We start from the raw sequence: 14503 nt of genomic DNA, 5'->3' as shown, positions 1-14503 counted from the left end.
CGTTACTGCCCCCCTCAACGCTTCATTCTAGCGATAAATCAACTTTCTCAACGGGTAACCCCAAGGAGCTCACCGCATCAATATAACGATCACTATCACCGACAAGGACAATCTGTAATTTATCCGGATGCAGATATTGTTGCGCGACCCGTTGCACATCAGCGATGCTGACCGCCGCAATCTGCTGCTGATAATGTTCCAGATAATTTTCGGGATAATCATAATAATCGAGACGCACCTTGCGACTGACAACGGAGTGACTGTCAGAAAAAGCAAAAACAAAGGAGTTGATAAGACTCTTTTTCGCCAGATCCAGTTCGGCGACGGTGACAGGCTCATCGCGCATCTGATTTATCAGTTGCTGCATCAAGCTAACGACTTCAACCGTCGAGTTACTTTTGGTTTCACTTTTGGCGATAAACAATTCGGGAAGTTGCCGACCGACTTGGAAATAAGAGTAAACAGAATATGCCAAGCCTCGATTTGAACGAACTTCACGCATCATTCTTGAATTGAAACCACCACCACCTAAAATATAGTTCGCAACCTGTAATGCATACAGATCAGGATTATCCTTGTTGATTCCCGGATGGCCCATCAAAATTGTCGTTTGCGGAATATCCTTGTCAACCAGATAGATTCGGCCTTGAGGTGCTGGAGGCTCTAGTGGCATCTCACGCAAAAAACTTTCACTTGATTGCCAATCGCCAAATTGTTGTTCAAGCAGACGGACCAATTCACCTTGATGTACGTCACCTGAGACCGCTAGCCAGAGATTCTGTGGTTTAAAGTAACGGCTATGGATCTCCAACAGATCCTCTCGGCTAAAGCCAGCGACACCAGCAACCGTTGGATAGGCTCCAAACGGATGACTTTGATAGACCGCCTCACTGAGGATCCGGCCAGCGATTGAACCTGGATTATCATTTTGACGATGAATACCTTCGAACATTTGGTTGCGCACCAACTCCATCCGTTCTGCATCAAAACGGGGGCGACGCAGCAAATCTGCCAGGATTTCAATCCCCCGCTCTAAATCTTTACGCTGCAAGGAGAGATCAATCTCATAGGCATAAGAGGAGCTGGAAACGGTAAGGATCGCAGCCATGGCTTCAAGTTCCGCTTCTAGCTCAGCAGGAGACAAGTTTTCACTTCCCCCGGTTGAGAGTGTCGTCGCAAAGAACTGAGACAAACCCGTCTTATCAGGAGAATCATAGAGACTCCCTCCTTCAACCAGAACCGTTAACTCAACCAAAGGAAGTTCATTATCTTCTTTTAAATAAAGTTTCATCCCATTCTGCAATTGTTGTTCAGCAACCTCAGGAAAACTGAAATCTAAAGGGGGAAAGCTCAATTGATCTGGGCGCTCCTGAGAACTCAAAAAGTTCGGACTACAGCCAAAAATGAAAAGGCTAACCAATAAATAGAAGAGATAACGCATTAGTTCTGCTCCTCACGCATCAATGTCACCACGGTTCGGTTATCTGCTTGGAGATAACGTTTTGCAACAGCCATAATGTCCTCAGGGGTAATCGAATTGAGTTGATCTTCATACTCAACCAGATAGTGCCAGTCACCAAGGGTTTGATAAGAAGATAACATCCTCGCCAAGCCACTATTACCCTTTAAGCTCCGCAGGATAGAGGTCAAAATTTGATTGCGGGCGACCTCAAGCTCGCCCGGGCTGAGGAGTTCTGACCTGAATCGTTCTAATTCTGCATAAACAGCAGCTTCAACCTCTGCTGACGATCTGCCATTGCGCGGGGTTAAACTGACCACCATCAAATTGTCATACCGCGACCCCGGTGCTCCAAAAACATTGACATCCGTTACCAACTGTTTGTCGACAACCAAAGATTGATAGAACCTTGAGGTTCTCCCCTCAGAGAGGACCTGCATTAACAGATCAAAAGCATAATCATCACGATGGGGCATCGTCGGTTTATGGTAGGCGATCATCAACTGCGGCTCAGCATCAAAATTAATCGTAACTCGACGCTCCCCATTCTGCTCAGGTTCCCTGTCAACAACTGGGGGGACTGGGACTCCTGGCTTCAACTTGCCAAAATACCGCTTAACCATTTCTAAGGTGGCTTCACTCTCAAAATCACCAACCAGAGTAATCACCATGTTCACAGGGGTATAATACTTATCAAAAAATTCCCGAATCTGGTCTGGATCAAGACTATCTATATCAGAATTCCAGCCGATGATAGGGTTGCGGTAAGGGTGAACCTTATAGGCCGTCGCCAGCAGGGTTTCATACATCATTCCGTCAGGGCTGCTTTCATAGGAGCGACGCCGCTCTTCATGAACGACATCACGCTCAGTATAAAACTCGCGAAACACAGCATTTTGTAGTCGGTCTGACTCAATGGCTGCCCAGAGTTCTAGCTTGTTAGCTGGCAAATTTATCAGGTACGTGGTTGCATCTTTGCTGGTATAGGCATTATAGCCGACACCACCATTTTCCCCATAAATTCTCGAAAATTCATTTTTGACGACCAACTTTCGATGTTCCGCTTGCACCTGAGCCAGGCTCTCTTGAAGTTGCTGCAACCGTTGCGGATCGGTATCAGCTCTGAATTTTAGGGCATCAATCTCTTTCCCTATGGTTTTGATCTGCTGCAGAAGTTTTTTTTCAACCGCATAATTTTTGGTTCCCAGAGTTTTTGTCCCCTTGAACAACATATGTTCAAGAAGGTGAGCGACTCCGCGCTCTTGGCTGGTCTCATTGACACCACCGACACGAAAACTGATGTAAGCAGCAACAGTTGGAGAGGCATGGCGCTCAACCAAAAGGACTGTTGCGCCATTATCCAGCTTGTATTCCTGAACCTTATCCGCTAGCGTTTGTGCCAGTATGGTCTCTGGTGTGATCCACAAAAACGCAAACAAAGCTATTATAAAAAGACGTGACATTTGTTGACTCCCCTTACGCAATGATTAATTTTAGAAATCGGTTTATAATATCGCATTGTCTTGTAGAGATACTACCCAAAGCACATAATTTTTTTCAATAAAGGTCAATATATATGAAACGCATAGCGGTCTTAACTAGCGGTGGAGATTGTTCAGGGATGAATGCGACATTACGCGCTGTCGTTCGTGCCGGTTTAGTCTCAGGATTAGAAGTTATTGGCATCCAGAAAGGCTATCAAGGCCTAATTGATCGACTCTACGAACAGATGTCAACCCGATCCGTGAGTAACATTCTCCAACGTGGCGGAACTTTTTTACAAAGTGCCCGCTGTAAAGAGATGCGGACAGCGGCCGGTCTAAAATTGGCCAGCGACAATCTCAAGGGGATGGGTGTTGAAGGGCTTATCGTGATTGGCGGCGATGGGTCACTGAAGGGAGGCTACGCTATTCAGCAGCAGGGAATCCCAGTGATCGGCATTCCAGCTTCGATTGATAACGACATCCCCTTCACTGATTATTCACTTGGAGTTGATACCGCTCTGAACAATATCGTCCACGCTGTTGATAACCTCAAGGACACAGCGTCATCCCATGATCGAACCTTTGTGGTCGAAACCATGGGGCGCAGTTGCGGATTCCTTGCTGTCGCCGCAGCTATCGCAACCGGGGCGGAATACAGTCTTATCCCCGAAGAGCCTTACAACCTTGATCAAATTTGCGCAGATCTACGTAACCGCTTTCAGGAAGGTCGGACGAACTCCATTATCATGGTCGCTGAGGGAGCTGGCAAAGCGGCAGATATTGCCGACCAAATCAAGCATCGGATCGGATTTGAAACCAGGATTATCGTCCTCGGTCATTATCAGCGTGGAGGCTCTCCATCGGTCTTTGACCGCATCCTCGGGGCCCGCTTTGGACAGGCCGCCGTCGAAAGTCTACTTAAAGGTGATGGAGGGATGATGGTTGGTCTCCAAGGTGCGGACATCGTCCTGACTGACCTGACCAAGGTCACCTCTTCCGGGATCAGACCGATCAACCCGATGCTGCCAAGACTCGCAAATCAGCTCCTCGCCTAAGGTCCTGATTCACACCCTAAAGGGGGTAATCAAACTCATTCAGTCTAGCCGTTGCTTCCTGACGCCCGATCTCGATGAGTTCTGCAGCTCGCTCAAATTCATAGATCGAGCAAACATTTTTGGGAATTTCAATCACAATATCGGGAGAATATGCCGCTAATTTAAAACTGGAGATTGTCGATTGCATGGCATCGATGCTCTTGGAAATAATGTCAAATATCCCGGTATCCTCTTCTTTGGAACCGTTCTTACGTTGCAGTCCGTCGATGTAATCGATGATTTTCTGTTGATATTTATTGCGCTTCTCCGATGTTTTCTGAACTGGCACAGGCTGATCAATCAGGTGTCTCGCCTTGCCACACAAACCAACTGCAATTGTCAGGCTCGTCTCATCTCGCAAGGTGGGTGCAATCGGGATCGGATTCAATAAACCGCCATCTACCAGAGTTTTTCCTTTATGGGGGAAGGCGGAAAAAATTGTCGGAAAAGCGATGGAAGCTCTGATTGCATTAAAAAGGGGACCACTGGACAACCAGACCTCTTTACTTTCCTCAAGATCTGTGGCAACAGCTGTAAAGGAGATGGGCAGATCTTCAATATTGCGATCACCAATCAGTTCACGCAGGGTATTGATAATTCTGTCCCCTTTAAAAATAGCTGCTCCACTAAAAGAGAAATCAAGTAAACGGAGAACGTCGAGGCGGTCCAGAGCACAGACCCACTGCGAATAAGTATCCAGCTTTCCAGCAGCATAAATACCACCGATCAGCGCCCCCATAGACGACCCGGAGATTGACCGGATCAGATAACCGCGTTCTTCCAACACTTGAATCACACCAATATGTGCTAATCCGCGCGCGCCACCACTGCCAAGAACTAAAGATATGGTTTTATTTTCAATGTTCATTCAGGCACCAATCCTTTCCAAAAGACAATGACGGGATTATACCTGAGGTCGCCCTTGTTCAGCCAATTAAAATCGGAACAAAAAGGGGGCATAAAGAACTTGCAGGGACATTCCGCCACGGCTATAGTGCCTTTTCCAATCATATTAAAGGAGTCAACAATGATTACTGCTATCAGCCCAATTGATGGTCGCTACGCTTCAAAGGTTAGTGAATTAAGTGAATGTTTTTCAGAATATGCCTTGCTTAAAAATCGGGTAAAGGTTGAGATAATGTGGTTGATCGCCCTCTGTAGTGAGCCTGGCATCACGGCATGTCGGTCCCTTACAGAGGTTGAAGAACAATCATTATATAAAATCTTGCAGGACTTCACCCCAGCTGAAGCCGAAAAAATTAAAAAAATAGAGATGGTGACCAACCACGATGTCAAAGCTGTTGAATATTATTTAAAGGAGCAGATCAATGGCACCTCCTTAAACGACGTCACTGAGTTCATCCATTTTGCCTGCACTTCAGAAGATATCAATAATTTGTCTCATGCCCTGATGCTTAAGGATGGCTTGACCAAGCTGATTCCTCAACAAGAGCAGATAATCCACAAAATCAGTGAGATCGCCAGAGAATTCAAAACCGTTCCCATGCTTGCCCGCACACATGGACAAACGGCCTCCCCCACCACTATCGGCAAAGAGATGGCGGTGTTTGCCCAGCGGTTACAAAAACAAAGCGATAAACTGACAGCGATTGAACTGCTAGGAAAGCTCAATGGCGCGGTCGGGAATTTCAACGCCCACATCTCAGCATATCCAGATATCGACTGGATGAAACTCACTAAAAATGTTATTGAACAAAACTTGGGCTTAAAACAAAATTTATTTACAACCCAAATTGAGCCCCATGACTATATGTCTGAATTATTTGACACCTTGACCCGTTGGAACACCATTCTTCTCGATTTTAATCGCGACATATGGACCTATATCTCGATGGGGTATTTCGGTCAGAAAACCATCAAAGGTGAAGTCGGTTCATCAACAATGCCCCACAAGGTAAATCCCATCGACTTTGAAAATTCCGAAGGGAACTGTGGCCTTGCAAACGCCATTTTCCACCACCTCTCGACCAAGCTCCCTATTTCGCGGCTACAACGAGATCTGACAGATTCAACCGTGTTGCGCAATATGGGGGTTGGCTTTGGCTATAGTATGATCGCCTACAAATCAACCATCAAAGGCATGGGAAAACTGAAATTAAACGATCAAAATCTGGCAAATGATTTAGATAACGCCTGGGAGATCCTTGCCGAGCCAATTCAGACTGTCATGCGCAAAGCGGGAATTGAAAAACCCTATGAGAAGTTGAAAGAGCTGACGCGAGGTCAAACGATTAACCGGGAGACAATTCAGGACTTTGTCCAGAATCTGGAGCTTGCACCAGAAGATAAGCGACGCTTACTGGATATGACGCCATCCGGTTATACAGGGATTGCAAATAAAATCGTAGATCTGCTGAAACCATAACCTCCAGAGCATTTATGGCGGTGAAGCACTATAAAATGAGAAGTCATAGTGCTTCACCGCTATTTTCATCATCTGTCCTTGACTTCAATTGCAGATCAATCCAAGTAAAATAACAAGGGGCAATATAGGCATCGACAACCTCATGTTGCCCGTAATTTTCAGGTGCAGCTAAGACCACGATAGTCACCAGCCACAGAACCTTCACCTTCGCCATTGACCATGACGCATATTATCTCTCAAACCTCCGTTTAGCCGGCTTTCTCTCTTGACAAAGATGGACATTTCCCTCTATTTTGATATTAGTTATCAAGTTCGTTTATCACCATCATTTGCGATCAACTCACCCATAAGGGATAGGTATCTATGTTAAAATCTCTACGCCAAATGGCCACAGGCGAAAAGGCAAAAATAATGACGGTCAATGCTGTCGGAGAAATTGGACGGCGGCTCCGAGATATGGGACTTTCCCCCGGCACAGAGATTGAAATCCTTGGTCGAGCGCCCCTGAAGGATCCGGTATCCATCCGCCTTAAAAACTACACCCTGACCCTGCGGAATAGTGAAGCTGATTTTATTACCGTCGAAGGTTTGGAGAATTAAGATGACAACCGCTGAAGCATTCTGGAAGCTCGAAGCTAAACCCAAGACGATCATTGCCCTTGCAGGTAATCCGAATTCAGGGAAGACAACCCTCTTCAACGCAATTACAGGGGCGCGTCAACATGTCGGGAATTACCCCGGCATCACTGTCGAAAGAAAAGAAGGGACGATCAATCTTAAAAATACCCACGTTAAACTTATTGATCTACCAGGCACTTATTCTCTCTCCGCTTATTCTCAGGAAGAGCTTGTTGCCAGAAATTTTCTAATTGACGAAAAGCCTGACATTGTTGTCGATATCGTCGATGCCACCATGCTTGAGCGCCATTTGTATCTGGCGATCCAATTCTTCGAACTTGGGATACCTGTCGTTTTAGCATTAAACATGATGGATGATGCCAAAAAACAGGGGTTGCGAATTAACAGAAAAAAACTCTCTGAGCTTCTTAACTGCCCGGTTGTTGAAACCGTTGCACGCAACGGTCAGGGGAAAAAAGAGCTCATAGATGTTGCCATCAAACAGGCACAACTCAAAAACAAAATCTGGGCACCATTAGATATATCCTATGGCACCGATATCGATTTGGCCTTAGATGAAATGGAAGAAATCATCCAGGCAGAAGATTTCATGACAGTCCGTTATCCGGCGCGTTGGATTGCGTTGAAATACCTCGAGAATGACCAAGAGATCATCACCTTGGGGGGGCAATTTACTGACATCAGCAAGAGGCTGACAGAAATTGTTGAACAAACCAAAGAACACTGCTTAAAGACCCTGAATATTCCCCCTGAAGCCATTATTGCCGACTATCGATATGGGTTAATAAATTCTATCCTGAAACAAAACATCATCATTCAGGAAAAACCGCAACAGGAGCGAATCCAGATGACCACCCGGCTGGACAGGTTTCTGGTTAACCGTTACTTCGGCCCGGTATTGATGATCGCAATTCTTTATGGCATGTTTCAAATCACCTTTAGCGTTGGTGCCATCCCCATGGGTTGGCTGGAAAACCTGTTCGCCTGGATTTCACAAACAGCAACACTATTGATTCCAGCTGGGTATCTGCAATCTCTTGTCGTTTCGGGAATAATCGATGGTGTTGGTGGCGTATTGGGCTTTGTCCCGCTGATTGCCATCATGTTTCTGATGATCTCTTTTCTTGAAGATTCAGGCTATATGGCACGGGTCGCCTATATGCTTGATCGGATCTTGCGGATTTTCGGCCTGCATGGCTACTCAGCTATGCCGTTCATTATTTCCGGTGGAATTGCCGGAGGCTGTGCTGTTCCGGGAGTTATGGCAACAAGGACCTTACGTAGTCCCAAAGAAAAGCTAGCGACATTATTAACTGCTCCTTTTATGCCCTGTGGGGCAAAGTTGCCCGTTTTTATGCTCCTGGTCGCGGCCTTTTTTTCAGAACATCAACCGTTGATGATGTTTTCAATCACCCTATTTGCATGGATTATGGCGTTACTGGTGGCCAAATTTGTCCGCTCGACGGTTATCAGAGGTAAATCTACCCCCTTTATCATGGAACTTCCCCCCTACCGCTTGCCAACATTACGCGGCATCTTTATCCACACGTGGGAACGGACTTGGCAGTACATAAAAAAAGCCGGTACCGTTATTCTGGCTGTTTCAATTTTGCTCTGGGCGGCAATGACATTCCCTTTGCTACCTCAGCAACAGGTGAGTCAATTTGAAATGGAGCGCAACGTCGCACTCAACACGTTATCCGACAGCTTAGAACGACAGGAAACCTTAACAGCAATCAATAACCGTGAGGGGCAGGCATCGCTACAACATTCCTTAGCAGGACAGGTAGGAACAGCATTAGAGCCGGTGAGCAAATGGGCTGGCTTTGACTGGCGGACCAATATTGCTCTTGTGGGAGGTTTTGCAGCAAAAGAAGTCATCGTCTCGACGTTTGGTACAGCATATTCATTAGGGGACATAGATCCGGAAGCCGCGGACACCCTTTCCAGCCGAATAGCCTCTGATTCCAGCTGGAATAAATTTACCGCGTTGGCGATGATTGTCTTTGTCTTACTCTATGCCCCTTGCGTTGTTACGGTGGTTGCTATGGCTAAAGAATCATCTTGGCGTTGGGCTTTTTTTGCAACAATTTTTAACACCATGCTTGGCTTCGGAATGGCCGTTTCTATTTATCAGATAGGGACAAGGTTGTTTGCTTGAATCGTTGCCCGATATTATCGTTTAACCCTTAGAGAGGTTTATCCTCAAAGAGAGGCACAATGATTTCTCTGGATAGCTCAGTCACTCTGATTATCGTTGCGACAGCATTATATTATGTGGCGCAGAACATCTACAAAACCATCAAACTCGCACCAAAAGGGTGCTCAGGGTGTTGCTCTGCCTGTTCTCATTGCAATATAGATATTCCAGCGGGACAGAAACCCACTAAAACTCAGTGAATTGACCTCAATCACTGGTCAGACAATATTTTTCCAACTTATAGCGCAGCGTTCCCCGAGGGACATTCAAAATTCTGGCGGTTTTAGCAACATTTCCGCCAGTAATTCTAAAGGCCTGTTCTATCAATTTCTTTTCGATCTGACAGACAACGTCATCTAGAATGATCCCTTCCGGTGGGATCTCATACTTGAACGGCATTTCACTCTGCGGAGATTCTCCCCAGATTTCTCGCGGCAGTTGTGCTGGTGTTATCTTTTCAACGTTATACATAATGCAGATTCGCTCAACAACATTGAGCAGTTCCCGCACATTGCCTGGCCAGTGGTAACGCTTCACCAGGTCGATAGCATCGCGACTGAAACCCCGCATTGATTTATTAAATTCTTTACTGAAGCGTTGCAAAAAATATTCAAGTAAGATCGGAATATCTTCCCGCCGCTCCCGCAGTGGTGGAATATGAATGGGAAAAACATTCAACCGGTAATAGAGATCCTCACGAAACTCTTTACGCTCCAAAGCCCCCTTTAAATCGGCATTCGTCGCAGCAATAATCCTGACATTGATGTCGATATTACGGTTACCACCGAGTCGACGAAGTTTACGATCCTCAAGAACTCGCAACAGCTTGACCTGTAGGCTGATATCCATCTCGCCAACTTCATCAAGAAAAATAGAACCACCATCAGCCTCCTCAAACAAGCCGACTTTACGATTTTTTGCATCGGTAAATGCCCCCCTTTCATGCCCAAATAACTCCGACTCCAAGAGATTAAAAGGCAATGAACCACAGTTAATTTCAACAAAAGGTTGTTCGCTACGGGGCGACAAATTATGGATTGCCTGAGCGACCAACTCTTTGCCAGTACCACTGTCACCGGTGATTAAAACGGTCGCCGTTTCATGTTTTGCAACTTCTCGAATTTGCTGGAAAATATGCATTAATGCCGGACTATTCCCGACCATATTGATGCCATCGGAATCACGCGAAAGGCGTTTAACCTTGCGGCGTAAATTCTGGGCTTCTAATGCCAGTTTAACAATTAAGTGGATCGCATCAGCCTTAAACGGTTTCTTTATGTAATCATAAGCGCCAATTTTTAACGCTTGGACAGCACTTTCAACCGTTCCATAACCGGTAATAATAATGACGAGTATTTCTGGATCAACATCACGCATTGCCCGTAATACGTCCAGCCCACTGCTACTGCCAAGATTCAGATCCAGTAACACCAAGCTGATATCTTCTTCGGCAACAATACGGATAGCCTCATCTGGAGATTCAGTTGAAATGGGTCTGTATCCATCCTCAGAGATAATCCTTTCCAGATTTTCCCTGATAAAGGCTTCGTCATCAACAATAAGAATTTTTTCCATGATTCTTGCTCCTGGTACGCAAATTTATCTCAGCGATACAGCTCTACCCGACAGGGATAACAGGCAAACTGATGAATACTGTGGTCCCCTCACCTAAGGTGCTCTCAATTTTTATTTCGCCGCCACGATCCGAGATAATATTATAGCTTATAGCTAATCCTAATCCTGTTCCATGCCCTTTACTGGTAAAAAATGGTTCAAAGATCAGAGGGAGTTGATCTGCAGCTATCCCAACTCCAGTATCAGTAACACTGATTAAAATATGATCATTTTGTCTGGTAACGCGAAGTCTTAATTCCCCTCCATCCGGCATGGCATCCAGGCTGTTGTTGAGCAGATTCAGCATCACTTGCTTTAACCTGTCGGCATCCATCAGGATTTCAGGGAGATTATCATCGATATGTTCAATCAGTTGTAATTTTTGCCGCTGACACTGCTTGCGGATTAAAAACAAAGAATTCTGCACCACATCTGCAACGTTAACGGCGCATAATTTGGGTGCGGGAAGAGCCGAAAAATGGAGCATTTCATTGACCAAGGACTCCAACCTTTCAATCTCACCTAACGCACGGCGTATAAGTTGTTGGTCTGATTCCTTGCCAAGCAAGCGGTCATGAAGTTCATCCAGTAACAGACTCACCCCCGTTAAAGGGTTACGCACTTCATGAGCAATACCAGCAGACATTCTGCCCAGTGACGCTAAACGGTCCATCCGCGCCATTTGCTGCCGCATATTGACACGTTCAGTCAGATCTTCAATGGTTAACAACCAACCACCTTGTTGTCGAAAACTCAACGGGAACATCGCCATTCGATAAGTCAGAGTTCGCCCCTTTCTTTCCAGAGGGACATATTCACGAAAGGGTTTGTCTATTCCCGATTGACTCAAGGTAAACCACTGGTCAAGCACATCGTGCATCTCAGGCCACTCGGCAAGGAGCTTTTTCCAGTTGCAATCCTTGCCGGGTCGTTCTATGGCCAATATCTGACAAGCTGATCCATTTGCCGACGTCACGATATTGTCCATATCAATGGTAAGAACCCCAGTTTCAATGTTCTCAAACACAGTGTTCTTAAAGTTTCTTTCGCGGATAATTTCCTTCCGTGAACGCCTTAAAGCCTGCAGCGTCTGCAGTAAGCGTTGACGCCGATGATTCAACTCTTCCACCATGGTATTAAAAGAATCGGCCAAAACCCCGACTTCATCATTTGATTTAACTTTGACCCGGACGGAGAGATTTCCCCGAATCATGCGCCGAGTCCCCTCCGTCAGTAAACGAACAGGGTTGACAATACTGTTCGACAAGAAATATGCGGTCGCAATCACCAGCATGATGGTGATAGAAAGAACCAGCAACGACTCCTTTAAGTAGTTACTGATTTCTTTCTGAATCAGGTGAGAGGTGGCAAGTGCGGGCTGATGAAATCTGTCAATTTCGGCACCGATAGTGATACCACCAAAAATATGATACTTCTGGTATTCCCCTTGACCGTAAAAGATTGGGGCATAAGCCATTATCTTATTCGAGCCACCAACGTTTACCGTTTCCACGACCCCAGAATTCCCCATTAAAACCTCTTCAGCAACTCTGGGATAATTGGGGTGCACAAATCCGGCAGCCAGGAGATTGAATGGAATCCGCCCAGACAGGACATCTTGTTTCGGAGTATTCGCGCTGTAAGCGGGGACAAGCTCTCCGTTGCGATCATAACCACGGATATCCCAGAACTTCGGGTGTGCGATCATCCACCCCTGATCATCGAACATAAATGCATAGTTACCACTGGAATATGAAGGAAAGACAATATCCCGATCTCCAAAGGGTGAAATGTGTTGGGTATATTCCATCAAATGGCGATGATCGAGAGATAAAACAACCACACCTTGTAATTCACCATCGCGCCAAATCGGGGTCGCAAACCTTATCACACCACGATACAACCCCCCTTGTACCGCCTCTAAAGGGGTCGCAGCTCCCTGCAACTGTTCATTGCGACTGACATACCAACCATTTAAACGCGACACCCAGATTTGCCCGGTTTTTAATTGAGCGGCCCGCTTAAAGTAAGGTTCCGTTTTATAAGTCGTGTGTGCCGGATTAGAAACATTGCGCAAATCAGAAGAGGGTTGCCCCGCGACAATCCGGAGCAATTCGTTGCCGCGTGCATCGACGTAAGCTAGTTCACTGTACAGAAGAGCATTCTCAATGATTTCAGTTGGCTTCTCATTTGTCCCTCGGCGATACCAAAGCTCTCGTTGGTGGTTCTGACAAAAGGTCAGATAAGACTCTTCGGTCACTGGCAGCAATGATAAATCGAAGAGGTCACCTTCGACTTCCTGCAAGAAAGATGAGACCTGCCCAGCCACCATTTTTGCCCGAAGCTGAAGGGCTCTTGCAGCTTGGGTATCCAAGGCTTCAGTCGTACTTTGACGCAGCAAATCCTCTACCAAGCGTAAGCTATGCTGAGAGTTGAACAACAAAATACCCAGCGGCACCAAAGAGAGAAGTAAGAAAGCACCAAGAACTTTTTTATGTAAATTAAAACGCACCATAAAACCAACTATAGATGAAAGTCGGTGACGGGGATAGCAAAGCGAATGATGTGAGGAGAATAGTTCAAGGAATAATTACTTATTCCTTGAAACAACATAATCAGCGAGAGTAAAGAGTGCCTGACGCGCTTCACAATCGGGAAAAAGGGCAAGACGCTGCTTCGCTGATTCAATGCGTTCAGTCGCTTTTGTATGGGTATAACCGATACCACCCTTCGCATCAATTAAAGCACAGATAAATTCAAGATCTTTTTCGGGGAGTTCATCCGCATCAATAATTCTGGAGATCTCTTGACGTTCATGAGCAGAGGATTTGGAATACGTATGAATCAGAGGTAAAGTCATCTTGCCTTCAAAGAGATCATGACCTTTTTCTTTCCCAAAATCTTCTTCATCGGCGACATAATCGAGGGCATCATCCATCAACTGGAAAGCGGTTCCGATTTCCAGACCAAATTCTCGCAACGCCATCTCGTGTTCTTCATCAACGCCGGCAAGAACCCCGGCAACCTGACAAGCCGCAGCGATCAATATTGCTGTTTTGTCACGGACAACCTGTAGATAGCGTGGCTCATCGACTTCAAGGTCGCAGGTGTTGATAAGCTGTAAGATCTCCCCTTCTGCCAACTGAGTCGTCGTATCGGAGAGAATCTGTAAAATTTTAAAACTCTCCGAACCGACCATAACGGAGAAAGATTTGGCAAACAAAAAGTCACCAACAAGGACAGAAGCCTGATTCCCCCAAACCGAATTTGCAGAACGATTACCGCGCCGTAAATTCGCACTATCGACAACATCATCATGCAGCAATGTTGCGGTATGGATAAATTCGACAACCCCGGCCAAATCAATATGCTTGTCTCCCTGATAACGACAAAGACGCGCACAAAGAAGCAATAACATCGGGCGAATCCGCTTCCCTCCACTTGAAAGGACATAATCACCGACTTGACTGACCAACTGGACATCTGAAGACAAATTCTTCTTGAACTGGTTTTCGACCGCCAGCATGTCATCTTTAAGTAACGCTATTACAGTATCCATATCTTCAACATTTCCTAAAAGTGAGGCGTCTCAAAACTGCCTATATAACTGATATGAGGGGTCTTAAT

At 45.9% G+C, this 14503-nt stretch carries 11 protein-coding genes; 4 read left to right on the top strand and 7 right to left on the bottom strand.

Annotated elements, in window-relative coordinates; translation table 11 throughout:
* Window positions 1-22 precede the first annotated feature (22 nt).
* Together BLU87_RS06810 and BLU87_RS06805 are read right to left on the bottom strand one after the other, a co-directional pair.
* Window positions 23-1441: a M16 family metallopeptidase gene (locus tag BLU87_RS06810; protein WP_092346041.1), complete on the bottom strand. Its 1419-nt coding sequence runs from the start codon at window positions 1439-1441 to the stop codon at window positions 23-25.
* Entirely contained in the window at window positions 1441-2922 is a 1482-nt protein-coding gene (locus tag BLU87_RS06805; RefSeq protein ID WP_092346039.1) for a M16 family metallopeptidase, read from the bottom strand. Before BLU87_RS06805 ends, BLU87_RS06810 begins: the two co-directional genes overlap by 1 nt.
* A 113-nt stretch (window positions 2923-3035) precedes the next feature.
* Here BLU87_RS06805 and pfkA point away from each other — a divergent pair, with 113 nt between their 5' ends.
* The gene (gene pfkA / locus BLU87_RS06800; protein ID WP_092346037.1) at window positions 3036-3998 is read left to right on the top strand and encodes a 6-phosphofructokinase; all 963 of its coding nucleotides are present in this window, start codon (window positions 3036-3038) and stop codon (window positions 3996-3998) included.
* A 16-nt stretch (window positions 3999-4014) separates the two neighbouring features.
* Here the strand turns inward: pfkA and BLU87_RS06795 are convergent, their stop codons facing one another.
* Window positions 4015-4905, bottom strand: a complete 891-nt coding sequence (locus BLU87_RS06795; RefSeq protein WP_092346035.1) for a patatin-like phospholipase family protein — start codon at window positions 4903-4905, stop codon at window positions 4015-4017.
* Window positions 4906-5064: 159 nt separating this feature from the next.
* Here BLU87_RS06795 and purB point away from each other — a divergent pair, with 159 nt between their 5' ends.
* Complete coding sequence (gene purB, locus BLU87_RS06790; RefSeq protein ID WP_092346033.1) at window positions 5065-6423, top strand: adenylosuccinate lyase; 1359 nt, start codon at window positions 5065-5067, stop codon at window positions 6421-6423.
* A 43-nt stretch (window positions 6424-6466) separates the two neighbouring features.
* Here the strand turns inward: purB and BLU87_RS17275 are convergent, their stop codons facing one another.
* Window positions 6467-6637 carry a hypothetical protein gene (locus BLU87_RS17275; RefSeq protein WP_175498287.1) on the bottom strand — a complete coding sequence of 57 codons (171 nt, stop codon included), beginning with the start codon at window positions 6635-6637 and terminating at the stop codon, window positions 6467-6469.
* A gap of 149 nt (window positions 6638-6786) precedes the next feature.
* Between BLU87_RS17275 and BLU87_RS06785 the strand changes: the two genes are divergently transcribed.
* On the top strand, window positions 6787-7023 hold the full coding sequence (locus BLU87_RS06785; RefSeq protein ID WP_092346031.1) for a FeoA family protein: 237 nt from the start codon (window positions 6787-6789) through the stop codon (window positions 7021-7023).
* Window position 7024: 1 nt separating this feature from the next.
* Complete coding sequence (gene feoB / locus BLU87_RS06780; protein ID WP_092346029.1) at window positions 7025-9223, top strand: ferrous iron transport protein B; 2199 nt, start codon at window positions 7025-7027, stop codon at window positions 9221-9223.
* 246 nt (window positions 9224-9469) lie between these two features.
* On the opposite strand, the gene BLU87_RS06770 is transcribed toward feoB, so the two are convergent.
* The 3 genes from BLU87_RS06770 to BLU87_RS06760 all read right to left on the bottom strand — a co-directional run bounded on the left by BLU87_RS06770 (window position 9470) and on the right by BLU87_RS06760 (window position 14435).
* A complete protein-coding gene (locus tag BLU87_RS06770; RefSeq protein WP_092346025.1) occupies window positions 9470-10837 on the bottom strand; it encodes a sigma-54-dependent transcriptional regulator in 1368 nt (455 codons plus the stop codon).
* A 43-nt stretch (window positions 10838-10880) separates the two neighbouring features.
* On the bottom strand, window positions 10881-13391 hold the full coding sequence (locus BLU87_RS06765) for a PAS domain-containing sensor histidine kinase (RefSeq protein ID WP_092346023.1): 2511 nt from the start codon (window positions 13389-13391) through the stop codon (window positions 10881-10883).
* A 75-nt stretch (window positions 13392-13466) separates the two neighbouring features.
* The gene (locus BLU87_RS06760) at window positions 13467-14435 is read right to left on the bottom strand and encodes a polyprenyl synthetase family protein (protein WP_092346021.1); all 969 of its coding nucleotides are present in this window, start codon (window positions 14433-14435) and stop codon (window positions 13467-13469) included.
* Between the last annotated feature and the right edge of the window lie 68 nt (window positions 14436-14503).

It is taken from the genome of Desulfuromusa kysingii (genome assembly GCF_900107645.1).
GTDB lineage: Bacteria > Desulfobacterota > Desulfuromonadia > Desulfuromonadales > Geopsychrobacteraceae > Desulfuromusa > Desulfuromusa kysingii.
The sequence above is the reverse complement of the archived record's forward strand: the minus strand, read 5'-3'. Positions and strand labels throughout refer to the sequence as shown.